The following is a 23,039-nucleotide window of genomic DNA, read 5'->3' on the forward strand; positions in this document are numbered from 1 at the left end:
ATTAGTCTAAATATGGATTTTTGCAAGAGAATATAATCCTGGCTCGTCATAAAATCGAAGATCAGGAGAAGCAGGAGATGGGCGTTCGAGCAGTAGCAGCAGGAGCGGCGCTTGCCGTGTGGTGTATGTCGAGCGCGGCGACGGCCGCCGGTTACGCCGAAGTGTGGAATCCGCCCGAGGCGAGCGGGCATGTCGCAAGCCTGGCAAAGAAGCCGGGGGCGGCCAAGGTCAAGTCTAATGCCGGTTCGAAGACGGCGTCGAAGGCCACTTCAAAGGCCGTCTCGAAGCGCGTTGTAGCGGCGACGGCGCACGCTGATCAGCGCGCGGCGCATGCCGGCGTGAACAAGATGGCCGCCAAGGGCGCCACGAAGAGCGGGACCAACTCCACGCACACAGGCAAAACCGGATCGAAAGCGGCCGTGGTCGCGCAGAGTAAAAAACCGCACGCGCAACTGGTCCAGACGAAGGCGGGGCAGGGCAAGGTTGTGCGCGCGAATCTGGTGGTTCCGGCTCGTCAGGCTCATCCGCAAACGGCCAAGGTCGTGGCAAAAACCGGCGCGGCGAAACCGGCTGCATCTCACGTGAATGTGCCGGCCTCATCCGCAAACGTTAGCGCCAATCCGGCGGACGCAACGAGCAATCCCGCTACCGCCAGCAGCGGTTCGCTGCCGCCAATCCTTCACTGATCCGCAATCAAGCTGGGCGTTTGTGTTTCGGTTTGCTGCGCGGCAGACCTAACTTTGTGCGTTCAAGTTCGAGGATGCGCGCCGATGGTTTTTCCAGGCGCGGCGACTGGACCTTCCACCCGTGCCGGTACGACTCGACGTCGGTGGGCTGCTTCGGCACCAGGGCGATCAGTTCGCCGCGCTCGACGGCATCGTCGAATTCCAGTTCAGGCACCATGCGGTACACGAGGCTGCGCTGCCGGCAAGCGCCTCACGGTCCGCGATGCGGATTTGCGCAGCTAGGCGGCTTTGCGCGGACGCCCGCCTTTCTTGCCGTTCTCACGCGCCGCAGCCGATTTCGCGTCGGATTTGACGCTGCCGCCGCTGCGGCCGATATCGCGCATCCACGCCTTCGATCCGAAAACGCCGTCGATCAGGCCGTGAACCGACACCACGACGTCGAGCGTCGGAAAGACGAGCGCCGACCCAAGACCGAAGATCTGGATCTCGCGGAGATCCGCAGGCGCCGCGTTGTGCAAACCCTCGATAAAAGCGATCGGCACCAACAACGAGATGCCGTTTGTCAGCGCGATATCGAGCCGTTTAGTGCGTGGTTTGTAGCTTGCGCTGCGGGCGGCGGGGCGCTTGGCGGTTTCGGCGCCGCGTTCCTGAGCAAGCCGCCATTCTTCGCTGCTGTTCATGAGTGGATTCCTTTCCAGGCGGAGCACAGGAACGGCACCATTTCATTAAGGCGTTTAGCCAGCCGGCGCGCTTCGCGTTCTGAATACCCTCGAGCCTCGCGGATCGATACCGGGCCGTCGGGACAATTCAAGATAAAGATAATCTCACCATCCGGACCGAGTACATGAACATGTGGCGGAGCGTGATCGTGAGGGTAAATCACCACGAGCAGCCCGTCGATCCGGGCAATGATGGGCATGGCCACGATTATATACCGTATACCGTAGCCGCTTGGGTTTTCATCTGAATGGACGCCATCAGTAACTCAAAACGCTCGCCAACCCATTCGTCACCAGCCGCAACGTCTCCACCGACCGCTCGTCTCTCACCCGCGAATGCAGCGTCACGCGCGATTCCGGCAGCGTTGGCAAACCCAGCCGGGGGCCGACGTCGATCAGCCCACGCGGCGCCACGCGGCGCGCCAGCGGCGACACCGCCAGTCCTGCCGCCACGGCCGCGCCGACGGCCGCCACGCCGCCACCGACGAACACCTCCTGCCAGCCGACGCCCGCCTGCGCGAGCGCGCGGAGCGCCACGTCGCGCACGTTGCACGGCGGGCTCAACAGCGCGAGCGCCAATGGCTCGCCGACTCGCGGCAGCCACGCCGGCGTGGCGAGCCAGCCGAGCGGTTCGCTGAACAGCACCTGGGCGTCGTCGCGCGGCGGTTCGTCGGCGCCATAGCGGACAATCACCGCGTCGAGGCGGCGTTCGTCGAATTGCGCGAGCAACGCGGCCGACGTGCCCAGATGCAATTCGATCACCAGACCCGGGTCGTGCGCATTGAGCTTGCCGAGCAGGTGCGGCAGGTCCGGTCCCGCGACATGCTCGCTGAGTCCCAGCGCGAGCCGCCGTCGTTCGACCGACAGCGACCCCAGCGCGCGTTCATGCGCGTTCAGCAGATCGCGCGCGGCGCTAAGAAAGGCGTTGCCGTCGGCGGAAAGACGCACCACGCGCGGCGTGCGCTCCAGTAATTGCTTACCCAGATGCGCTTCCAGCCGCTTGAGCTTAAGACTGACGGCCGATTGGGTCGTGTCCAGCGCGTCCGCGGCACGCGTGAAGCTGTGCAGGTCGGCGACCAGAACGAAGGCCCGGACCGCATCGAGATCGAGAACTTTCATTTCTGATGAATATAGATGAAATCATCAATGATGTCTGTTCATTATGAATGAGCGCGCCTAAGCTGTGTTTTACCCAATCAACGCAGCCAAGGAGATTTCATCATGCCGCTCACACGAATCGCATTGCGCGCAGGCAAGCCCGTCGAGTACCGGAAGGCGGTGACGCAGAGCATCCAGCGCGCGCTGGTGGACACCTTCAACGTGCCGAAGGACGACATTTTCATGCTGATCACCGAGCATGAGGCCGGCAATTTCGTGTACGACAACCAGTATCTGAACGTCGAGCGAAGCGACGATCTCGTGATCATTCAAATCACGCTGAACAACACCCGCACCCTTGAGATGAAAAAGGCGCTGTACAAGCGGATGGCGGACGAACTGGCGGAATCGCCCGGAGTGCGACGAGAGGATGTATTCATCAACCTCGTCGAAGTGCTGAAGGAGAACTGGTCGTTCGGCAATGGGATTGCGCAGTACGCATTGTGATGGCTGCAGCCGTCACGTGATGTGAAAACGGGCGGCCATGCCGCCCGCCGCTCGCTGAAAAAAGCGGCAACGTCACGCAATCGTATCGATCACGCCGCCGTCGACGCGCAGCGCCGCGCCGGTCGTCGCCGAGGCCTGCGGCGAGCAGACGTACACGACCATGTTCGCCACTTCCTCGGTGGTGGCCGCGCGCTGAATGATCGAACTGCTTCGATGCTCGCGGACGAACTCCGTGGCGACCTGCTCGACGGTTTTGCCTTGCTCTTTGGCCGTGTCTTCGACCATCGAACGGAAGCCGTCGGACAAGGTTGGTCCGGGCAGCACGGCATTCACCGTCACGCCGCTGCCGGCCGCCTGTTTGGCGATGCCGCGCGCGATGCTCAGTTGCGCCGTCTTCGAGAAACCATAAGCGAGCATGTCCGGCGGAATATTCAATCCCGATTCGGAGGAGATGAACACCACGCGGCCCCACTTACGCTCCATCATCCCTTTGAGGTAGTGGCGCGTGAGCCGCACGCCCGACATCACGTTGATCTGGAAGTAGCGCTCCCAGTCATCGTCTTCGGTGGTGAAGATGTCGCCGGGCCCGAAGATACCGAGGTTATTCACCAGGATATCCGCCTGCGGCACGGCTTTCGTCAACGCCTCGCAACCCTCCAGCGTGCCGAGGTCGCCCGCGAAGCCCTGCAATTTCGCTTGCGGCGTGCTCTTGCGGATCGTGTCGATCGCGCGGTCCACCGCCTCCTGTTTGCGTCCGTTGATGATGGTATGCGCGCCTGATGCGGCAATGCCGGTGGCGATGGCAAGGCCGATGCCCGCCGTGGATGCACTGACGAGAGCAGTCTTGCCCGATAAGTCGATGTTCACTGTCTTGCTCCTTGTTGAAGTTGCAGCGCGCTGGCCGTGGCCAGCCGCGCCGAAAATGCAAAGGATGTAGTGTTCGAAGCGTCGAACTCGAAGTATCCCATCTATCCGTTTTCGAGGTCCGCCAGGTTAGCGGCCGGTGGCGCAGGTTTGCGTCGCTATAATGATTCGTCGTCCTCTCCTCGGTCATCGACCGCTCTTCGCCATGACACCCGACCGTACCGATCTTTCCCGCGAAACGCTTGAACTCGGCGGCTCTGTCTGGTTTCAGGCGGGCGCGCAGACGCTCGGCGGCGCATCGCGGATCGCGCTGCTCGCGGCGATTGGCGAGACCGGCTCGATCACCAGCGCGGCGAAAGCTGTCGGCATCAGCTACAAAGGCGCGTGGGACGCCGTCGATACGATGAACAATCTCGCGGGCGAGCCGCTCGTGGTGCGCCTGACCGGCGGCAAAGGCGGTGGCGGCACCACGCTGACGCCGCGCGCCCTCAAACTGATCGAGACGTTTCGTGCGGTGGAGCGCGAGCATCGACGCTTTCTCGAACGCGCGGGCGCGGCGATCGAAGGATTCGCGACGGACTGGGATCTGATCGGCCGCATCGGCGTGAAGACGAGTGCGCGCAATCAACTATATGGCACGGTGTCGGCGATCACGCGCGGCACCGTCAACGACGAAATCACGCTGGCGCTGCCCGGCGGCCACGCGATCGTTTCCGTCATCACGCATGAGAGCACCGAGACGCTGGGGCTTGTCGAGGGCGTGGCGGCGTTCGCATTGATCAAGGCCTCGTGGGTCGTGCTGCTCGTCGACAACGCGAGCGGCGCGCCGCTCAAACTCTCGGCACGCAATCAGCTGTGCGGCACGGTGCAGAGCGTGAAGCGCGGCGCGGTCAATGCCGAGGTATCGCTGGTGCTGGCGGGCGGGACGGTGATCACGGCGGTGGTCACCAATGAAAGCGTCGACACGCTCGGCCTCGTGGAAGGCGGCGGCGCTGTTGCGGCGTTCAAGGCGTCGAGCGTGATACTTGGCGTCAAGGATTGAGCGCGGGAAGCGCTCGCTGTTGCGCGTCAAGGCTCGCTGCGTGCATAGCCGGCGAACGGATGATCCTCGCGCACGCGGCCGTCGCTGACCTGCACGACCTGATCGCCGAAGGCGGCGACGTCGTCGGGATCGTGCGTGATCAAAACCATCGGAATATCGAGCCGCGTCTGCAGATCCGATAACTCGCGGCGCATGCGCTGACGCAAAGCGCTGTCGAGTGCCGAAAACGGTTCGTCCAGTAACAGCACCCGAGGTTGCGCGACCAGCGCTCGCGCCAGCGCCACGCGCTGCTTTTGTCCACCGGAAAGCTGCGCTGGATGATTACCCGCCACGTTCTTCAATTCCAGCGCGTCGAGCCAGTAATCGATCTGCGGATGCGTGATGCGCCTGCGCGGATTGAGCCAGCCCTGCTGCAAGCCGAAGCCGATGTTCTGCCGCACATTCAGATGCGGAAATAGCGCGTAGTCCTGAAACAGATAGGCGAGCTTGCGCGCTTGCGGTTTCAGATCGACGCCGCGCGCGCTGTCGAACAGCGCGTTGCCATGCAGCGTGATCGAGCCTTCGTCGGGACGCAGCAGGCCGGCGATCGCCTGCAACGTCAGACTCTTGCCCGCGCCCGATGGTCCGAACAGTACCACGCGTTGCGAGGTGGCCTTGAAGGCGACGTCGAGCGAGAAGCGGCGCTCGGCGCTCTGGAAGGTCTTGCGGATGTCGACGGCGAGCAGCATATCAACCCGACTTCAATAGCGTGTGCTGCGGAACGAGGCGCCCCGCGAGCAACAGGATCACGACGCACGTCACCGAGGTCACGAGCACGAGGAAATTCGCGGTGCTGTCGTCGCCGGCTTGCACGGCCGAGTAAACCGCCACGGACAGCGTTTGCGTGCGGCCCGGCAGATTGCCCGCGATCATCAGCGTCGCGCCGAATTCGCCGAGCGCTCGCGCGAAAGCCAGCAGGCCGCCGGCGAGAATGCCGCGCGCGGCGAGCGGCAGCGTCACGCGAAAAAACACGGCCGTTTCGCTGATGCCGAGCGTGCGCGCGGCCCGTTCGAGTTGCGGATCGACGGCCTCGAAGGCGGCGCGCGCCGATTTCAACACAAGCGGAAACGCCACGACCGTCGACGCGATCACCGCGCCCTGCCATGTGAACACCAACCGAATATCGAAACGCTCGAGCCAGCCGCCGATCACACCGCGCCGTCCGAGCAGGACAAGCAGGTAATAGCCGAGCACGGTGGGCGGCATGACCAGCGGCAGCATCAGCAGCGAATCGATCACGTCGCGCGCGCCGGAGCGCCAGCGCGATAAACCGAAGCCCGCGGCGACGCCGAATACCAGGTTGAGCGCGGTGGCCCAGCCCGCCACTTTCAACGACAGCAGGAGCGGAATCCAGGCCTGTTGCATGAGCGTGCGTCGTCCCGGTAGTCAGTGCGCGGGCTTGAAACCGTACTTCGCGAGCACGGCCTGACCGGCCGGCGACAGCACGAAGTTCATGAACGCTTGCGCGTCCGCGGCATGGCGGCTGCCTTCCACTTGCGCGACCGGATAGGTGATCGGCGTTTGCGTCGGCACGTTCAGCGCGACCTTGACCTTGTCCGGCATGACGGCGGCGTCGGTGCTGAACACGAAGCCGGCGTCGACTTCGCCGCGCGACACGTAGTCGAGGCTTTGACGGACGTTCGACGCCAGCACGGCCTTCGCGCTCACGGCATCCCACACGCCAGCAGCGCGCAGCGCGCCCTGCGTGTAGCGGCCGACCGGCACGGACGCCGGATCGCCGTACGCCACGCGCTTCACATTCGCCGACGTCAGATCGTTCAGCCTGGTCGGCGCGAAATGGCTGTCGGTCGGCACGATCAGCACCAGCGAATTGGCGGCGAAGTCCTTACGCGTAGCCGGCACGATCACTTTTTCGGCGGCGGCCTTGTCCATGGCTTTTTGATCCGCGGACGCGAACACGTCGGCGGGTGCACCCTTGACGATCTGCTGCATCAGCACGTCGGAGGCGCCGAAGTTCAACAGCACCTTGGTGCCCGGATGCTGCTGCTCGAACACTTCGCTGACCGCCTTGAAGGCGTTGGTCAGGCTGGCGGCGGCAGAGACCACCAGTTCGTCGGCGCGCGCATTGGCGCTAATGGCGACGGAGACGGCGCTGGCGACGAACAACGCTTGCTTTAGAAGCCGGCGGGAGAGTGTCATGAAGACCTGGAAGTCCGGCGTGAACCGGATCGGCGGGGTTAAAACGCTATCGTAATATATGCAAGGTTATAACGGTGACCTATGACAATTATTCAGCCTTGCGCATGAGGCGGTATGTCGAACAACGGGAGATGATTCAGACGTCGGACGAATGCGGCGGCGCTAGCGTGTTGAGCGTTTGCGACAGCGGCGCCATGGCGGGACGGACGTCGCGCACAGCCTTCCACTTTGCGCGAATGAAGGGCCGGTCATGACCGGAGACTTTCAGCGCGATGTGCGTGACCCAGCGCTGCGTCGGCACGTGCACGCCGTGCGCCAGCACCGCGAGGGCCATCATGCTGACGGCGACGGGCAGCGCCGACAACCGACCCGGCTCAGCATGCCAGGCGAGTCTGACGAACACCAGCGCCGTTATGGCGCCGGTCAGACAGCCGGTAATGGCTTCAGAAGGCGAGTGGGCGCTCAGCACCACGCGCGACAGACCCACCGCGATCCCCGCCGCAAGGCCGAGCAGCACGCCGGCCAGCCGGATGACCGGCCGCGTCGGCAAGAGCATAAGGAACAGAACGACCGGATAAACGGCAGTGGACAGCATGGCGTGACCGCTGACGCCGGTGAAATCCAGTTCGCGCACGCCGACACCCCAGCCGAGAAACGCCAGCTTCGTCACCGTCACGATGCCGATGGCCGCGCCGAGCAGCAGCAGCCAACCGGCCGCCATGCGCCACGTGTAGCCGACCGCCAGCCACAACGCGATGGCGAACGCGAGCGGCAGCGTCATGCCGGCGCTGCCGAGGCTGGTGATCGAATACCAAAGGTGGGGAGCTAAATCGGGCATGGCAAAAGGGCGACCAAGGCCGCGTAGAATCGGATTGGTGATGAGTTAACGCACGAACGGCGCAAATCGCCGACGCGGCCGGCGCGGCAAATAATTAACCGCCAGTATAGACGGGAGCTGCAGGGCGGTTGCGCTGCGCGCGAGACTTTTCTGTCGCAGGGAGTTCGCTGGCGAACAGGCGGCAAACATTCGGCTGACAAGTGGCAAACAAAGCGACAAGCGGGTGGCAGCCGGATAGCGAACGAGCCTTGCCGAGCTTTGACGCTGGCCTCGCCACAAGGTTCGCCCAGCGGAAATTGGGGTCCCGGATAGTATTCCAGGGTTCCAGCATCGCATGGGGATTGGTGTTATTGTGCATTGCACAACAAAGTACCGTTCCACCGGACGGACCCTGTCCCTTTTTGCGAGGTTTTTCTGCCAATGGCAAAAAGTCTATCGAAAATCTGGCTGCGCGGTCTCAAGCGCCTGCTCGCGATCCAGACTGAGCACGCCCGCAAGACTACCAAGCGCACCACGACGCGACCGGCGCGACCCGCCACCAGTAAGCCGTCCACCAAAGTTCGCCCGATCAAGCCGGCCGCGATCGTGCGCGCGCCCGCCAAACGCGAGGCGCCGCGCGCCACTGCTCGTGAATCGCGGGTGCGTCCGCGCGCCTCGGCGTGGGCGAGCGGGTCGTGGACGCGCTCGTTCCACTCCGCGCCTGCCGCGCCCGGCCGGCTCGTCAATCATCTTCAGTATGGCTTGTATGTCCCGACGGGCCACGCGCTCGAGGCCATGCCGCTAGTGGTGATGCTGCACGGCTGCACGCAGTCGATCGAAGAATTCGCCGAAGGCACGCGGATGAACGTGCTGGCCGACCGCTTCGGCTTTGCCGTGGTCTACCCGGAACAGTCGAAGCACGTGCACTCGCACCGCTGCTGGCATTGGTACGACGCGGGCGAAAGCGCCGGCGGCGCCGAAGCACGCGCGGTGGTCTCGCTAGTGGATGCGCTGGTCGCCCAGCACGGGTTCGACGGCGAGCGCGTGTATGTCGCCGGAATCTCCGCTGGCGCCGGCCTGACGGCGCTGCTCGCCCTCAATCATCCGGAGCATTTCGCGGCGGTCGCGCTGCATTCCGGCCCTGCTTTTGGCGAGGCGCGTTCCGGCATTACGGCGATGGACGTCATGCGGCGCGGCGCGCGCCGCGAGCCGGCCGAACTGGCCGACGAAACCGCCGACGTGGCGCGTTACCCCGGCATGCCGGCCATCATCATCCACGGCGATGCCGACCATGTGGTCTCGCCGGTCAATGCCGACCAACTGGCAGTGCAGTTTCTGCGGCTGAACCGCATCGTCGACCAGAACGGCGCGCGCAAATCGGGAGAAGTCCGCGAAGACCGCAAGGGTGGCGTGGTCATGCGTGATTATCTGCGCGGTGGACGGCGCGTGGTCCGGCTGTGCCGCGTGCAGGGGCTTGCCCATGCCTGGAGCGGCGGCGACGACGCCGTGCCGTTTCATTCCGCCAAAGGTCCCGACGCAAGCGCGATGGTGTGGGAATTCTTCAAGCACCAGCGCCGCACGGGCGTCGGCCGTATCGCGGAAGCCGATGCCGCAGCGACCTCGGCGGCGGCGCGGTGATCTCGTTGCAACACTTCGAAATGAGTGCTGGCATGTTCCTAGGGTTTTCCCTATAATGAGGGTTATCCCTTAGGCGTTAACGCCTAAACTCATTGTCGAGGTTGACCATGTATCTGCTTAGCCGCCTGTTTCTGTTTCTTACCAAATCGCCCGATCAACTCGCGAAAGAACGCGCTGACGCTTTCCTCGCTGAAGCAACGGATTTGTACGATCTGGAATTCCGTATGCGTAAGCTGGACCGTGAGGCGAACGTTCGCCAACCGTCGTGGATGACCCAGCACTAAGTTGCGTCAGTTAAAGCATCGGCGTGGATGCAACGCCGGTGTTCGGGGGTGAGGCGCCCAAGCTGTCGCAAATCGTTGCAAGCGCTCAGACAGCCGGATTCAATTGCCACAACGCGTGATTCAACACCGCGGCGAACGCCACCCAAGCCACACCCAAGCCACACCCAAGCCACATAAGGCATCAATAGTCCGCCTGCCTAGCGGTGTCGTCGCCAGAATGCAAATGTCAGCGCGACAATCTATATCGGCACCATCAGAAAATCGGCCAGTGCCACGTCCGGTCGATGCAGGCCGGAGAAAAGCCACCTCCAGGCTGCGTTGAACAGCAACTGCACCAGCCATAAAACGATCGCTGCGCTCAGGCCGCCGACGTAAGCGTGTGCTCACTTGCCGAAACGGGCCAGCGTGCGCGCCCGCGCCTCGGCATGGTCGACGATCGGCGCCGGATAGTCCTTGCCCAATGTCACGCCGAACTCCGCGAGCTTTTCGCTGCCCGCCAGCCACGGCGCATGAATCCACTTCGACGGCAGCTTCGCGAGCTGGGGCAGATACCGCTTAATAAAGCGTCCTTCGGCGTCGAATTTTTCAGACTGCGTGATCGGGTTGAAGATCCGGAAGTAGGGCTGTGCGTCGCATCCTGTCGACGCCGCCCATTGCCAGCCGCCGTTATTTGCCGAGAAATCGAAGTCGTTCAACTGTTCGGCAAAGTACCGCTCGCCGAGCCGCCAGTCCACGCCGAGATCCTTGACCAGAAAACTTGCTGTCACCATCCTCAAGCGGTTGTGCATATAGCCGGTGCGGTTCAGCTGCAGCATCGCCGCGTCGACGAGCGGGTAGCCGGTGCGGCCGTCGCACCATGCGGCGAACGCCTCGTCGGCTTCCGGGCCTTGCTCCCAGCGCAGCCGGTCGTACTCTCCCTTGAACGACGCGCCGCTCGCGAGCCGCGGATGATGCGCCAGGATCATGAAGTAGAAGTCTCGCCAGATCAGTTCCGACAGCCACGTCGCCGAACCTTCCCCGTCGGGTTGCAGCGACATCTCGTGGGCGAGGCGCGCGAGCGTGCGGATCGAGACCGTGCCGAAGCGCAGATGCATCGACAGATAGCTCGGGCCTTTGACAGCGGGAAAATCGCGCCGGTCCTTGTAGCTGTCGATGCGCGTCGCGAAATCGTCGAACAGGCGCTGCGCGCCGCTCATGCCAGTGGGCAGATCCAGTTCAGCGAGGTTGCTCGGCGCAAAGCCGAGCTGATCTAGCGTCGGCAAACGGCGATTGAGCTTTGACGGCACTGCCGCCAGATGTTTCTCGTACGTTTCCACCGGATACGGCTTCAGATCGAAAGCCGTCAATTGCTTGAGCCACGCGTTCTTGTAGGGCGTGAACACCGTAAACGGCTTGTTCTGCCCAGTGAGTACCTCGTCGCGCTCGAAAATCACCTGATCCTTGAAACTCAGCCATTGGCGTCCGGCTCCGGTAAGCGTCTCGCGGACCGTCTCGTCGCGCGCGATCGCGACCGGTTCGTAATCGTGATTCGCGAAAATCGCGTCCACGCGAAGTTCGCCGGCGAGCTTCGGCACCAGGTGTGTGGGGTCGCCGTACAGCACGATCAGGCCGCCGCCCTTGGCACGTAATGCTTCGTCCAGTTCGCCCACCGCGGCGAGAATCGACTCGACGCGGCGATCCTGGGGCTGCGTGTCCGGATGACGAGCCTGCCAGGCGTCGATCAGCGGCTGCAGGATCGTCGTATCGAACACGAATACGCACCACACGCGCTGGCAATGTTTGAGGGCGTTGTAGAGCGCGGCGTTGTCCGTGCTGCGCAGGTCGCGGCGAAACCAGACCAGCCCGGTGTCGAAAGAGTCGTTCAAGCGTCGGACGCGTGTCATCTGGAGCGTGGATAGTGAAAATAAGGTGAATGGCGGCGCTCTTGCCGGTTGCGCTGTGGACCTGCGTTGCACATTGCATGCCGCGTCCGCGAACGAAACAGCGCCCGCCCCTATTGTGCAGGGTGCGGGCGCTGTTCGTGACGAGCGGCGCAGTTTTCCGCGCCGCTCGAGCGATTCTCTAACGATGCATCGAATCCGTCGCTCAGGCGATTTGCAAGCGGACGTCGACGTTGTTGCGAGTGGCGTTCGAGTACGGGCAGACCTGATGCGCTGCGTCGACCAGTTCCTTGGCCGCGCCGGCGTCCAGACCCGGCAGCGAGACGCGCAGGTCGATGTCGAGTGCGAAGCCGCCCTTGTCGTTCGGGCCGATGCCGACTTCCGCCGTAACTTGCGTGTCAGCCGGCAAAGTCTGCTTCTTCTGGCCAGCGACGAACTTCATGGCGCTCAGGAAACACGCCGAGTAGCCTGCAGCAAAGAGCTGTTCCGGATTCGTGCCCGCTGCGCCCGTGCCGCCCAATTCACGCGGTGCTGCCAGCTTCACGTCCAATGCATTGTCCGACGATACTGCACGGCCGTCGCGGCCACCGGTGCTCGTTGCGCTTGCCTTGTAGAGGATGTTCATGGTGCTGCTCCTTTGTCTGGGTTGTCAGGATCTGCCAATTTGCCGCTCTTTGCTGAGCCCGCCGTTCTGGCGGAGCGCTGTCGCAGCGGCATGTGAGTAAGATAGTACACAAATCATTTGTGTGCAAATTAATTTTCGCATCGTAGCGATAGCGCGCGTTTTGCAGCGAACCGGCTAGTGGTCCATGTAATCGTTGAGGGTGGCGCGCAGGCGAGTCAGATCGTCGCGCAAACGCAGCAGAAATTCGGGCGTCTGCTGGGTCGCGCAGAAGATTTCCGCGGGCACTTCGCGCGCCTGGCGCTTGAGTGCCGAGCCAGCTTTGGTGAGCCGGATATACACGAGACGCTCATCCTCGACACCGCGTACCCGCTCCAGCAGTCCTTGAGTTTCGAGGCGTTTGAGCAGCGGCGTGACCGTCGCCGAATCGAGGTTCAGACGCGCGGCCATGTCCTTGACCGTGACGTCGTCGCTCTCCCACAGCACCAGCATGGCCAGATATTGCGGATATGTGAGGCCCAGTTTGTCCAGCAGCGGCTTGTATGCCTTGGTCATGGCAAGCGAGGTGGAGTAGAGGGCGAAGCAGAGTTGCTCGTCGAGCGTGAAGGGCAAAGCGGGGCGCTGGGTCATGATGCATCTCGTATAAAAAGAGCGTGCAAATGGATTGCGCGCAAACCATTGTGCCGCAAATCGACGCAGGTTGACGAGTGCAGTTTGGAGATGCAGGGAACGGCGAGGGCAGGCGCCGCCGCGAGCGCGGCGCGGGCGCCGGAGCAGCGCCCGCGCCAGAACGGAATCAGGCCGCCGGCGTGGTCGGCAAGTCCGGTGCTTCGGGCGTTTGCACGCCGAAGCAGCCGCGATAGGTCGCGTAGAACGAGCAGTAAAGCATGGTCGTGACGATCATCGTGGCGGGCATCAGGATGGCGAACGCGAAGTCGCCTGCGCCCAGCGCCTGCATCAGCGCGGACAAGCCGAGCGACACCGTCATCGCCACCGCGAACCACAGCGCGCCGAACACGATGAACGCGCCGCGGTTGCGCCAGCAACTGACGAGGCTGAAGAACATCGCCTTGACGGGCGGCACGTCATGCCACGCGGCGAGAATGGGCGAGAACCAGAAAATCATCGCCATTGGAATGTAGACCACGAAAGCCGTAATCACCGCCAGCGGGATATTGCTGTTGGCGATCGCGTCCTGATCCATCGTGGCGGCGCCGAGCATGACCTTCAGCAGCATGCCGCCGTCTGCGAGCGCTGACGCGGCCAGCACCAATGCCATCGCGACGACGTAGAGCACGCCGAGCACCAGCAGCCGTTTGGCGACCACCGGGCCGTACGAGTGAAAACCGTCCACCAGAATGGTCGGAAACACCGGTTTGCCGGCGATCGTGTTGCGGCACGCCGCCATGAAGCCGACCGCGACGCCCGGAATGAAGGCCAGCGGCAACACGCCGCCGACCACCGGAATCTGCGCCACGAGCGTCATCACCAGCAGATAGGTGAAGAACAGCGTCAGGAACGCGAGCGGGTTCTTGCGGAACAGCCAGATACCCTGCCGGAACCACACATAGCCGGCTTTCGCGGGGACTTCGATCAGTTGCATGAGGTATGAATGCCTGGAAGTGCAACGCCGGTCAGGCGTTCGCGCAGAATGCGCTCGAAATGGCCGGGGTCGTGCGGTTTGAGCAATTCGGCCGCGCGCGGCAAATAAAAATCATACAGGCGCGAGACCCAGAAACGGTACGCTCCCGCTCGCAGCATGTCGCCCCAATGGCGGTTTTCTTCGGCGGTGAAGGGGCGCACGGTCTGGTAGGCGCGCAGCATGGCTTCGGTGCGCGCGTCGTCGAGCTTGCCGGTGGCGAGGTCGACGCACCAGTCGTTGACCGTCACCGCCACGTCGAACAGCCATTTGTCGCAGCCGGCGAAATAGAAGTCGAAGAAACCGCCGAGGCGCACTTCGTGGCCCGTCTCCGGCGCGGCGTGCGCGAACATGGCGTTGTCGCGGAACAGGTCGGCGTGGCACGGGCCTTCAGGCAGCGCGGCGTAGTCGGCCGAGGCGAAGAAGGCTTCCTGATGCGCCAGTTCGGACGACAGCAGATCGCGTTGCTCGCCTTCCAGAAACGGCAGGATGGTCGGCACGGTTTCCTGCCACCACGGCAGGCTGCGCAGATTCGGCTGATACCCCGTGTAGTCGCGTCCCGCCAGGTGCATGCGCGCCAGCATTTGCCCGACTTCGATGCAGTGCTCGACGCCCGGCGCCAGTTCCGGCGTGCCTTCGAGCTTGGTCACGATGGCTGCGGGCTTGCCATGCAAGGTGCCGAACAGCGCGCCGTCTTCGCGCGGCATGGGGTCCGGCACCGGCACGCGGTGCGCGGCCAGATGCCGCATAAGGTCGAGATAGAACGGCAGCTGTTCGGCCGTCAGCTTTTCGAAAATCGTGAGGACGTATTCACCGCGCGTCGTCGTCAGGAAGAAGTTGCTGTTCTCAATACCGGAGGAAATACCGCGAAATTCGACGACGTCGCCGAGATCGTAATGGCTCATCCATTCTGCAAGTTGGGGTTCGGTGACAGCGGTGAAGACAGCCATGCGGGAAACGTCGGATCAGGTTGGTCGGGCTGGCGCGATTCGGCCAGTGCGATGTGCGGCAAATGCGGTATCGGAAAGCGTTCTTGCGGCGCCGTGAAGCGCGGCGGTATTTTCAATGCCTGACCGCCAAGGTGGCCGACCGGGCAGTCTGAGGCTCGAGACGGCGTCTTGCCGGCGCGCGGATCCGGGCGGCGGCCCACACCGGGGCGCCGCCCCGGCATGCGTCAATAGGTCAGGTGCACCGACGGCAAACGCGTGCTTGCGCGGCCGTTGTCGCGCACGGAGGGCGACGTGTCGAGCGGCGCGCTCATTTGATAGCGCGTGCCGAGGTTCGAATGCACGTTGATTTCGACAGGCTTGCCTTTGTCGCGATACTCGGTGATTTCGGTGCCGTTGGCGCTGCGTTCGTAGAAGCTCGGCGTGCGCGGGACGTTGATTTCGACCTTCGAACTGACCTCGGCAGCCGGACGATTGATCTTCTCCAGGTCGGGCAGACCGGCCCGTTCGTTGGCGGACTGAGGCACGCCGGGAGCAGGTGTATCGTCGACAGGCTGGGCAGCCATCGCGGCGTTGCCAAAGGCGAAGGCCAGTGCAACGGCGACGGGAAGGAGCGGCTTCATGGTGATTCTCCAATATGGTGCCCCGATTCTAGCAAATCCCACCTGGTCCTCGGGCGCGACCGCCTTATTTTGCGCCGCTTTCGCGCGGCGTGCGCGCAAACTTGCGGGCGCTGCCGCAACGTGTGTTGCAGCACCGTCAGGTGATTTGGCGAGCAACGGTTCCGTGGTAATGTCGCCTCATCATTAGAGGCGAATGAAGATGAACAACGATACCAATCAACGCGCGGTGCAGACTCCCGCCAACAGCTTCCCAACCGAATCCTTCGACGACGCGACCGAGGCCGTCACCCGCCTCTCGGCGATCTACGAAGCGAACACTTCGTTCCTGCGCGACGCCTTCGCGCGCTATCGCCGCAACGAGTTGTTCGAACGCCGGGTGCGCGCCTGCTATCCGTTCGTGCGGGTGTGCACCGAGGTCAACACGCATATCGACTCGCGCCGTTCATATGGTTTCGTCGCGGGTCCGGGCGTGTTCGAGACGACCGTCACGCGGCCCGATCTGTTCGGCAACTACTATCGCGAGCAATTGCGCCTGCTGGCGAAGAATCATCACGTGCAGATCGAAGTCGGCGTGTCGGACCAGCCGATTCCAATTCATTTCGCTTTCGCCGAGGGTATCCATCTCGAAGGCGATCTGGACCGCGAGCGCCTGTTCCTCATGCGCGACGTGTTCGACACGCCGGACCTGGCGCTGCTCGACGACCGCATCGTCAACGGTACGTATGAACCGCTGCCGGGCGAGCCGCATCCGCTTGCGCTGTTCACGGCGGCGCGGGTCGATTTCTCGCTGCATCGGCTGAAGCACTATACGGCGACCTCGCCCACGCACTGCCAGAACTACGTGCTGTACACGAACTACCAGTTCTATATCGACGAGTTCGTCAAACTCGGCCGCACGATGATGGCCCATACCGACGACGAAGAACTGCGCGCCTATCGCAGCGAATACACGTCGTTTGTCGAGCCGGGCGACGTGGTCACGTACAACGCGAATCTCGGCGAGCAGGAACAGGAAGGCACGGCGCCGCCGCGTCTACCGCAGATGCCCGCGTATCACCTGAAGCGCGCCGACGGCAGCGGCATCACGATGATCAACATCGGCGTCGGACCGTCGAACGCGAAGACCATCACCGATCACATCGCCGTGCTGCGTCCGCATGCGTGGATCATGCTCGGCCACTGCGCGGGACTGCGCAACACGCAGCGTCTCGGCGACTATGTGCTGGCGCACGGCTATGTGCGCGAGGACCACGTGCTCGACGACGACTTGCCGCTGTGGGTGCCGATTCCGGCGCTCGCCGAAGTGCAGGTGGCCCTGGAGCGTGCGGTCGCGCAGGTCACGCAGCTGGACGGCGTCGAACTGAAGCGCGTGATGCGCACGGGCACGGTGGCGAGTGTGGACAACCGCAACTGGGAGTTGCGCGATCATCGCGAGCCGGTGCAGCGGCTCTCGCAAAGCCGGGCGGTTGCGCTCGATATGGAGAGCGCGACGATTGCCGCTAACGGTTTCCGTTTCCGCGTGCCTTACGGCACCTTGCTGTGCGTGTCGGATAAGCCCTTGCATGGCGAATTGAAGCTGCCCGGCATGGCCGATCAGTTCTATCGCGCGCAGGTCGATCAGCATCTGCAGATCGGCGTGAAGGCGATGGAGCTATTGCGGATGAACGGGCTGCATCGTTTGCATAGCCGCAAGCTGCGCAGCTTTGCGGAAGTCGCGTTTCAGTGAGCGTTTTTGGTGAGCAAGGGCGAGCGCCGCTGCGGCTCGCTCCTGCTCGATCACAGTCAAAACTGCCCAAAGCCGGTTAAGCCGATCAGACTGCCGGCCGCGAGAAGCCACAGCGGATGGATGCGCGTGGTCATCGCCATGACGGCGGTGAACGCCGTAATCGCCCACGCAATGGCGGTTGGATTCGACGCTTCGGCAATCAGCGCCGCGCTCGCCGCGACGATGCCGGCGGTCACCGGCACCAGTCCCAACTGCGCATAGCGCCGCCACGGGCGGTCCTTGAAGCGCTCCCACGCATGCATCGCGAGGATCGTCACCAGCGACGACGGCCCGAACTTCGCCACCGACGTCACGAGCATGCCCGCCCAGCCGGCCACGTGCCAACCGATTAGCGTGACGATCATCAGATTCGGCCCCGGCGCGGCCTGCGCGAGCGCGAACAGCGCGCTGAATTCGCTGGCCGGCATCCAGTGATGCACATCCACCACCTGGCGCTGCATCTCCGGAAGAATCGTATTGCCGCCGCCGAACGCGAGCAGCGAAAGCTGACTGAAAATAACGGCGAGGGAAATGAGCGTGTCGTTCATCGTGCGCTTCTCGATGCGATGTAGATGCTGAGCGGCGTCAGCACCAGCATGGTGGGCAGAAGCGGCAGCCGCATGATCGCAATTGCAATGAAGCCGAGTGCCGCGATGAGCGCGGCCATTGGGCTACGCCGCAGCGGCAGCACGATTTTCAGGGCCATCGAGATCAACAGGCCAGCCGCGGCGGCCGCCAGACCGGCAAACAGATGACGAACGTGCGGGTCGTTTTGCGTGTGTTCGTACAGCACGCCGAGGCCGATCACCACCAGCGACGGTCCCGCGATCAGTCCAAGCAGACCGGCCAGCGCGCCCGGCACGCCGCGAAAGCGCATGCCCATCGCCACCGAAAGGTTGATCACATTGCCGCCCGGCAAAAACTGGCAGAGGCCCAGCAAGTCGGCGAATTCGTCGGCGCTGAGCCAGCGGCGTTGCTCGACCAGTGCGCGCCGCGCCAGCGGCAGTGCGCCGCCAAAGGAGATCAGCCCGAGGCCGAGAAAGCCGCCGAAGATTTCCCGCAAGGTGGGCGTAGCCGCAAGCGCGGGCTCGGACGAGGTCAGATCGTGGTCCATATCGGTTAGCTTCCAGTTCAAGCTCAGGAGGTTAGCGCCGAACCGGCCTCGAGCAAAACGATTTTTGAGCACCGCTTTGTGATCTAGAATCACTAGCATGGCCCGTAATCTTCCTCCGTTTCCCGCCTTGCGCGCATTCGAAGCTGCCGCGCGGCATGAGAGCTTCACCGCGGCAGCGAACGAATTGCATGTGACGCACGGTGCAATCAGCCGGCAAGTCGCTGCTTTCGAAACATGGCTCGGCGTGCAGGTGTTTCAGCGTCGCGGAAAGCGCGTGCGTCTGACCGACGACGGACGCCGCTACCTGTCCACCGTCCAGGCTGCATTCGACAGCATCGCGCACGCCACGGATCAATTGCGCGACACCGGCGTCGTCCATGTGCTGCGCGTGAATGCGTTGCCTACCTTCGCGATGAAATGGCTGCTGCCGCCGCTGCATCAGTTCCAGCGTAAGGTGCCGAACGTAGAGTTGCGACTGGCCACCTCGAATGCGCCGGTCGAGACGCTGGACGCTTTCGACGTTGCCGTGCGGCGTGGTCCCGCGCATTGGCCCAATTGCGTGAGCAACCATTTTCTCGGCGAGACCGAGATCCCGGTGTGCAGCCCCGCGTTGCTGCAACGCTCGCCGATCAAGGTTGCCGACGATCTCGCGCGGCACGTGCTGCTGCATTCCGACACGCGGCCGGATGCCTGGCGCAACTGGTTAGCAGCGGCTGGCGTGACGGCGAAATGCCGCAAAAAACAGTCGTTCGATCACTTCTATCTGGCCTTGCAGGCTGCGGTGGACGGCCTCGGCGTGGCGCTTGGCCCAGTGCCCATGCTGGCGGATGAGCTAACTTCGGGACGGCTCGTGATGCCGCTGGCGGGTCCGCGTATCGATGCGCGCGGCTACTGGTGGGTGGCGAGGCGCGAGGTCGCGGATGCGCCGCTCGTGAGCCAGTTCTGCGAATGGCTGCAAGCGCAAGGCGATCAGTTCGATCAAATGGAAACGGGCAGCCTTGAGGCTGCCCGTTAGGATCTGCATATCCACACCGCTGCGTGCATCATTTCGCGCCATGGCGCGAAGCGCGCAGCCTCACAGATAGAACATCCGGTCTTCGTCCGACTTGGTCGGTTGCGGCTCGGTTTCTTCGCGGTCTTCATAGAACTTGAGCACCGCTTCGAGCACCTGGTCCGGATCGTCGATGACCTGCATGAGGTCCATGTCGGTCGGATTGATCAGGCCCATGGGCGTGAGCGAGTTCTTGAACCACGCGAGCAGGCCTTCCCAGAACTCGGCACCCACCAGGATGATCGGCACATGGCGCGACTTCTTGGTCTGGATCAGCGTGAGCACTTCGGCGAGTTCGTCCAGCGTGCCGAAGCCGCCGGGCATGACGATCACGGCGTCCGAGTTCTTCACGAACGTGACTTTGCGCGTGAAGAAATGGCGGAAGCGCAACGAGATGTCTTGCCACTGATTGCCCGACTGCTCGTGCGGCAATTCGATGTTCAGACCGACCGAAGGCGCCTTGCCCGCATGCGCGCCCTTGTTGGCCGCTTCCATGATGCCTGGGCCGCCGCCCGAGATCACGGCGAAGCCGGCATCCGAGAGCTTGCGCGCGATTTGCGTGGCCAGTTTGTAGTAGGGTGAGTTCGGTTTCAGGCGCGCTGAACCATAGATGCTGACAGCCGGACGAATCTCCGAGAGGTACTCGGTCGCCTCGATAAACTCTGCCATAATCGTGAACATCTGCCACGATGCGCGGGCCTTTTTGGCCGTTGCGCGCTCTTGATCTGCGAGTGATCGCAGACTCGGAATCACTTTTCTCTTAGTCATAATGCCTGAAGAACGAAGCCTTGAAGGTAAGACCCTGCTATTGGTCGACGGTTCGAGTTATCTGTACCGGGCCTACCATGCGATGCCGGATCTGCGCAGCCCCGACGGTAATCCGACGGGCGCGCTCTACGGGATGATCAACATGCTGCGGCGCATGCGCAAGGAAGTCACAGCAGAGTATAGCGCGTGCGTGTTCGACGCCAAGGGCAAAACGTTTCGCGACGACTGGTATCCCGACTACAAGGCGAACCGCCCGTCGATGCCGGATGACCTGTCGCGCCAGATCGAGCCGATTCATGTGGCCGTGCGGGCACTCGGCTGGCCCTTGTTGATGATAGACGGCGTCGAGGCCGACGACGTCATCGGCACCCTCAGCACGGAAGCGGAAAAGCGTGGCATGAATGTGATCGTGTCGACGGGTGACAAGGATCTGGCGCAGCTTGTGTCGGATCATGTCACCCTCATCAATACGATGACTAACGAAACGCTCGACCGCGCCGGCGTGCTCGCCAAGTTCGGCGTGCCGCCGGAGCGCATTGTCGACTACCTGTCGTTGGTCGGCGATACCGTCGACAACGTGCCCGGCGTCGAGAAATGCGGGCCGAAAACAGCGATCAAATGGCTGACGCAATTCGATTCGCTAGATGGCATCGTCGCACATGCTGACGAAATAAAAGGTGCGGTAGGAGACAATCTGCGCAGAGCGCTCGATTTTCTGCCAATGGCGAGGAAACTCGTCACCGTGGAGCGCAACTGCGACATGACCGACCATATCGTGTCGATCGAGGAAAGCCTGCAAAGCCGACCGGAATCGCGCGAGGAACTGCGCGAGGTGTTCACGCGCCACGGCTTCAAGACGTGGTTGCGCGAAGTGGAAATCGCGGATGCCGTGGAAGGCCCGGAAACGGATGTGCCGCCGGCTTTGTCCGTGGATCACGAGCGGCACTACGACACCGTGCAGGCGTGGGAACAATTCGACGCGTGGCTCGAGAAGATCAACGCGGCCGAGTTGACCTCGTTCGATACGGAAACCACGTCGCTCGATCCCATGACTGCTCAGATCGTGGGGCTGTCGTTGTCGGTGGAGGCCGGCCGCGCGGCGTATGTGCCGCTCGCGCATCGCGGCCCGGACGCGCCCATGCAATTGCCGCGCGACGAAGTCCTCGCCAGGCTCAAGCCGTGGCTCGAAAGCGCCGAGCACAAGAAGGTCGGTCAGCATCTCAAGTACGACGAGCAGGTGCTGGCGAACTACGGCATTGAAATGCGCGGTGTCGAACACGACACGCTGCTGCAGTCGTACGTGGTCGAATCGCATCGCACGCACGATATGGACAGCCTCGCGCTGCGCCATCTCGGCGTGAAGACGATCAAGTACGAAGAGGTCGCGGGCAAGGGCGCCGGGCAGATCGGCTTCGACGAAGTCGCGTTGGACAAGGCCGCCGAATACGCGGCGGAAGACGCCGACATCACCTTGCGGCTGCACCAGGCGCTGTATCCGCAAGTGACTGCCGAGAAGACACTGGAGTACGTGTATCGCGCGATCGAACTGCCGACCTCGCGTGTGCTGCGCAAGATGGAGCGCACCGGCGTGCTGATCGACGCGGAGAAACTGCGCCAGCAAAGCAGCGAAATCGCCACGCGTCTGATCCAGTTGGAAAGTGAAGCGTATGTGCTGGCCGGCGGCGAATTCAACCTGGGTTCGCCCAAGCAGATCGGGCAGATCTTCTTCGAGAAGCTGGAGTTGCCGGTGGTCAAGAAGACGCCGAGCGGCGCACCTTCCACGGACGAAGAAGTGCTGCAGAAGCTCGCCGAAGACTATCCGCTGCCGAAGATTCTGCTCGAACACCGTGGCTTGTCGAAGCTGAAGTCCACCTACACCGACAAGCTGCCGCGCATGGTCAACGCCACCACGGGCCGCGTGCATACGAACTACGCGCAGGCCGTGGCGGTCACGGGGCGCCTCGCGTCGAACGATCCGAACCTGCAGAACATTCCCGTGCGCACCGGCGAAGGCCGCCGTATTCGCGAAGCGTTTATCGCACCGCCCGGACATAAGCTGGTCTCGGCGGATTATTCGCAGATCGAATTGCGCATCATGGCGCACATTTCCGGCGACGAATCGCTGCTGCGCGCTTTCTCGCAGGGCGAAGACATTCACCGCGCCACGGCCGCGGAGATTTTCAGCGTGACGCCGCTCGAAGTGTCGAACGATCAGCGTCGCGTGGCCAAGGTCATTAATTTTGGCCTGATCTACGGCATGAGTTCGTTCGGTCTCGCCGCGAACCTCGGCATCACGCGCGACGCAGCCAAGCTTTATATCGACCGCTATTTCGCGCGTTATCCCGGCGTGGCGCGGTATATGGACGAAACGCGCGTGAGCGCGAAGGCCAAGGGTTATGTCGAAACAGTGTTCGGCCGCCGCCTGTGGCTGCCGGAGATCAACGGCGGCAATGGTCCGCGCCGTCAGGCGGCCGAGCGCGCCGCGATCAACGCGCCCATGCAAGGCACGGCCGCCGATCTGATCAAGCTCTCGATGATCGCGGTGCAGAACTGGATCGAGGCGTCGAACATCGGCACGCGCATGATCATGCAGGTGCACGATGAATTGATTCTCGAAGTACCGGACGCGGAATTGTCCGATGTTCGCAAGCGTCTGCCCGAGCTGATGTGCGGTGTCGCTGACCTGAAAGTGCCGCTGGTCGCCGAAGTGGGCGCCGGCCTGAACTGGGAAGAAGCGCATTGACGTGCGTGTGACGGGGCGCGATATCGTCGTGCG

At 63.0% G+C, this 23,039-nt stretch carries 28 protein-coding genes; 9 read left to right on the forward strand and 19 right to left on the reverse strand.

What is annotated here, in order from left to right:
- Positions 1 to 77 precede the first annotated feature (77 nt).
- The gene (locus B0G71_RS32670) at positions 78 to 686 is read left to right on the forward strand and encodes a hypothetical protein (protein WP_116147057.1); all 609 of its coding nucleotides are present in this window, start codon (positions 78 to 80) and stop codon (positions 684 to 686) included.
- Positions 687 to 693: 7 nt separating this feature from the next.
- On the opposite strand, the gene B0G71_RS32675 is transcribed toward B0G71_RS32670, so the two are convergent.
- The 4 genes from B0G71_RS32675 to B0G71_RS32690 form a co-directional block, all read right to left on the reverse strand.
- Positions 694 to 903 (reverse strand): hypothetical protein, encoded by a 210-nt coding sequence (locus B0G71_RS32675; RefSeq protein ID WP_116147059.1) that lies wholly within the window; start codon positions 901 to 903, stop codon positions 694 to 696.
- Positions 904 to 964: 61 nt separating this feature from the next.
- Positions 965 to 1,366 carry a DUF2442 domain-containing protein gene (locus tag B0G71_RS32680; protein ID WP_116147061.1) on the reverse strand — a complete coding sequence of 134 codons (402 nt, stop codon included), beginning with the start codon at positions 1,364 to 1,366 and terminating at the stop codon, positions 965 to 967.
- The gene (locus B0G71_RS32685) at positions 1,363 to 1,605 is read right to left on the reverse strand and encodes a DUF4160 domain-containing protein (RefSeq protein WP_116149086.1); all 243 of its coding nucleotides are present in this window, start codon (positions 1,603 to 1,605) and stop codon (positions 1,363 to 1,365) included. Before B0G71_RS32685 ends, B0G71_RS32680 begins: the two co-directional genes overlap by 4 nt.
- A gap of 58 nt (positions 1,606 to 1,663) precedes the next feature.
- Positions 1,664 to 2,524: a LysR family transcriptional regulator gene (locus B0G71_RS32690; protein ID WP_116147063.1), complete on the reverse strand. Its 861-nt coding sequence runs from the start codon at positions 2,522 to 2,524 to the stop codon at positions 1,664 to 1,666.
- Positions 2,525 to 2,626: 102 nt separating this feature from the next.
- Here B0G71_RS32690 and B0G71_RS32695 point away from each other — a divergent pair, with 102 nt between their 5' ends.
- Complete coding sequence (locus B0G71_RS32695) at positions 2,627 to 3,010, forward strand: tautomerase family protein (RefSeq protein WP_116147065.1); 384 nt, start codon at positions 2,627 to 2,629, stop codon at positions 3,008 to 3,010.
- Positions 3,011 to 3,082: 72 nt separating this feature from the next.
- Here B0G71_RS32695 and B0G71_RS32700 read toward each other — a convergent pair whose 3' ends face one another.
- A complete protein-coding gene (locus tag B0G71_RS32700) occupies positions 3,083 to 3,877 on the reverse strand; it encodes an SDR family NAD(P)-dependent oxidoreductase (protein WP_116147067.1) in 795 nt (264 codons plus the stop codon).
- A gap of 202 nt (positions 3,878 to 4,079) precedes the next feature.
- Here B0G71_RS32700 and B0G71_RS32705 point away from each other — a divergent pair, with 202 nt between their 5' ends.
- The gene (locus B0G71_RS32705; RefSeq protein WP_116149088.1) at positions 4,080 to 4,916 is read left to right on the forward strand and encodes a TOBE domain-containing protein; all 837 of its coding nucleotides are present in this window, start codon (positions 4,080 to 4,082) and stop codon (positions 4,914 to 4,916) included.
- Between the two features lie 26 nt (positions 4,917 to 4,942).
- On the opposite strand, the gene B0G71_RS32710 is transcribed toward B0G71_RS32705, so the two are convergent.
- The 4 genes from B0G71_RS32710 to B0G71_RS32725 form a co-directional block, all read right to left on the reverse strand.
- A complete protein-coding gene (locus tag B0G71_RS32710; protein ID WP_116147069.1) occupies positions 4,943 to 5,644 on the reverse strand; it encodes a sulfate/molybdate ABC transporter ATP-binding protein in 702 nt (233 codons plus the stop codon).
- A gap of 1 nt (position 5,645) precedes the next feature.
- Positions 5,646 to 6,320 carry a molybdate ABC transporter permease subunit gene (gene modB / locus B0G71_RS32715; protein WP_116147071.1) on the reverse strand — a complete coding sequence of 225 codons (675 nt, stop codon included), beginning with the start codon at positions 6,318 to 6,320 and terminating at the stop codon, positions 5,646 to 5,648.
- A 21-nt stretch (positions 6,321 to 6,341) separates the two neighbouring features.
- Positions 6,342 to 7,115: a molybdate ABC transporter substrate-binding protein gene (modA, locus tag B0G71_RS32720; RefSeq protein ID WP_116147073.1), complete on the reverse strand. Its 774-nt coding sequence runs from the start codon at positions 7,113 to 7,115 to the stop codon at positions 6,342 to 6,344.
- A gap of 136 nt (positions 7,116 to 7,251) precedes the next feature.
- Positions 7,252 to 7,953 (reverse strand): phosphatase PAP2 family protein, encoded by a 702-nt coding sequence (locus tag B0G71_RS32725; protein ID WP_116147075.1) that lies wholly within the window; start codon positions 7,951 to 7,953, stop codon positions 7,252 to 7,254.
- 420 nt (positions 7,954 to 8,373) lie between these two features.
- On the opposite strand from B0G71_RS32725, the gene B0G71_RS32730 reads away from it, so the two are divergent.
- Positions 8,374 to 9,570 carry a PHB depolymerase family esterase gene (locus tag B0G71_RS32730; protein WP_116147076.1) on the forward strand — a complete coding sequence of 399 codons (1,197 nt, stop codon included), beginning with the start codon at positions 8,374 to 8,376 and terminating at the stop codon, positions 9,568 to 9,570.
- 107 nt (positions 9,571 to 9,677) lie between these two features.
- Positions 9,678 to 9,854 carry a DUF3563 family protein gene (locus tag B0G71_RS32735; protein WP_095422103.1) on the forward strand — a complete coding sequence of 59 codons (177 nt, stop codon included), beginning with the start codon at positions 9,678 to 9,680 and terminating at the stop codon, positions 9,852 to 9,854.
- A gap of 239 nt (positions 9,855 to 10,093) precedes the next feature.
- On the opposite strand, the gene B0G71_RS42195 is transcribed toward B0G71_RS32735, so the two are convergent.
- The 6 genes from B0G71_RS42195 to B0G71_RS32765 form a co-directional block, all read right to left on the reverse strand.
- Positions 10,094 to 10,189: a tryptophan-rich sensory protein gene (locus tag B0G71_RS42195; RefSeq protein ID WP_258875710.1), complete on the reverse strand. Its 96-nt coding sequence runs from the start codon at positions 10,187 to 10,189 to the stop codon at positions 10,094 to 10,096.
- 48 nt (positions 10,190 to 10,237) lie between these two features.
- Positions 10,238 to 11,737: a deoxyribodipyrimidine photo-lyase gene (locus B0G71_RS32745; RefSeq protein WP_116147078.1), complete on the reverse strand. Its 1,500-nt coding sequence runs from the start codon at positions 11,735 to 11,737 to the stop codon at positions 10,238 to 10,240.
- A 202-nt stretch (positions 11,738 to 11,939) separates the two neighbouring features.
- A complete protein-coding gene (locus tag B0G71_RS32750; RefSeq protein WP_106282649.1) occupies positions 11,940 to 12,359 on the reverse strand; it encodes an organic hydroperoxide resistance protein in 420 nt (139 codons plus the stop codon).
- A gap of 174 nt (positions 12,360 to 12,533) precedes the next feature.
- Positions 12,534 to 12,986 (reverse strand): MarR family winged helix-turn-helix transcriptional regulator, encoded by a 453-nt coding sequence (locus B0G71_RS32755; RefSeq protein ID WP_012428590.1) that lies wholly within the window; start codon positions 12,984 to 12,986, stop codon positions 12,534 to 12,536.
- Between the two features lie 166 nt (positions 12,987 to 13,152).
- On the reverse strand, positions 13,153 to 13,959 hold the full coding sequence (locus B0G71_RS32760) for a BPSS1780 family membrane protein (protein WP_106282650.1): 807 nt from the start codon (positions 13,957 to 13,959) through the stop codon (positions 13,153 to 13,155).
- Complete coding sequence (locus B0G71_RS32765; protein ID WP_106282651.1) at positions 13,950 to 14,945, reverse strand: homoserine kinase; 996 nt, start codon at positions 14,943 to 14,945, stop codon at positions 13,950 to 13,952. The genes B0G71_RS32760 and B0G71_RS32765 overlap by 10 nt, the downstream gene beginning before the upstream one ends.
- Here B0G71_RS32765 and B0G71_RS41535 point away from each other — a divergent pair.
- On the forward strand, positions 14,892 to 15,068 hold the full coding sequence (locus B0G71_RS41535) for a hypothetical protein (RefSeq protein WP_181916949.1): 177 nt from the start codon (positions 14,892 to 14,894) through the stop codon (positions 15,066 to 15,068). The two genes, B0G71_RS32765 and B0G71_RS41535, sit on opposite strands and share 54 nt — an antisense overlap.
- 101 nt (positions 15,069 to 15,169) lie before the next feature.
- Here the strand turns inward: B0G71_RS41535 and B0G71_RS32770 are convergent, their stop codons facing one another.
- Positions 15,170 to 15,565, reverse strand: coding sequence for a hypothetical protein (locus tag B0G71_RS32770; RefSeq protein WP_012428587.1), 396 nt, complete (start codon positions 15,563 to 15,565; stop codon positions 15,170 to 15,172).
- Between the two features lie 199 nt (positions 15,566 to 15,764).
- Here B0G71_RS32770 and B0G71_RS32775 point away from each other — a divergent pair, with 199 nt between their 5' ends.
- Positions 15,765 to 17,291, forward strand: a complete 1,527-nt coding sequence (locus B0G71_RS32775; RefSeq protein WP_012428586.1) for an AMP nucleosidase — start codon at positions 15,765 to 15,767, stop codon at positions 17,289 to 17,291.
- A gap of 56 nt (positions 17,292 to 17,347) precedes the next feature.
- Here B0G71_RS32775 and B0G71_RS32780 read toward each other — a convergent pair whose 3' ends face one another.
- Together B0G71_RS32780 and B0G71_RS32785 are read right to left on the reverse strand one after the other, a co-directional pair.
- On the reverse strand, positions 17,348 to 17,878 hold the full coding sequence (locus tag B0G71_RS32780; protein ID WP_116147080.1) for a chromate transporter: 531 nt from the start codon (positions 17,876 to 17,878) through the stop codon (positions 17,348 to 17,350).
- Positions 17,875 to 18,444: a chromate transporter gene (locus B0G71_RS32785; RefSeq protein WP_116149090.1), complete on the reverse strand. Its 570-nt coding sequence runs from the start codon at positions 18,442 to 18,444 to the stop codon at positions 17,875 to 17,877. Before B0G71_RS32785 ends, B0G71_RS32780 begins: the two co-directional genes overlap by 4 nt.
- Positions 18,445 to 18,541: 97 nt before the next feature.
- Here B0G71_RS32785 and B0G71_RS32790 point away from each other — a divergent pair, with 97 nt between their 5' ends.
- Complete coding sequence (locus B0G71_RS32790; protein WP_116147082.1) at positions 18,542 to 19,459, forward strand: transcriptional regulator GcvA; 918 nt, start codon at positions 18,542 to 18,544, stop codon at positions 19,457 to 19,459.
- A 60-nt stretch (positions 19,460 to 19,519) separates the two neighbouring features.
- On the opposite strand, the gene B0G71_RS32795 is transcribed toward B0G71_RS32790, so the two are convergent.
- Positions 19,520 to 20,263 (reverse strand): TIGR00730 family Rossman fold protein, encoded by a 744-nt coding sequence (locus B0G71_RS32795; RefSeq protein WP_106282655.1) that lies wholly within the window; start codon positions 20,261 to 20,263, stop codon positions 19,520 to 19,522.
- 1 nt (position 20,264) lies between these two features.
- On the opposite strand from B0G71_RS32795, the gene polA reads away from it, so the two are divergent.
- On the forward strand, positions 20,265 to 23,006 hold the full coding sequence (gene polA, locus B0G71_RS32800) for a DNA polymerase I (RefSeq protein ID WP_116147084.1): 2,742 nt from the start codon (positions 20,265 to 20,267) through the stop codon (positions 23,004 to 23,006).
- Positions 23,007 to 23,039: the final 33 nt, after the last annotated feature.

It is taken from the genome of Paraburkholderia sp. BL27I4N3, from assembly GCF_003386115.1.
Taxonomy (GTDB): Bacteria; Pseudomonadota; Gammaproteobacteria; order Burkholderiales; family Burkholderiaceae; genus Paraburkholderia.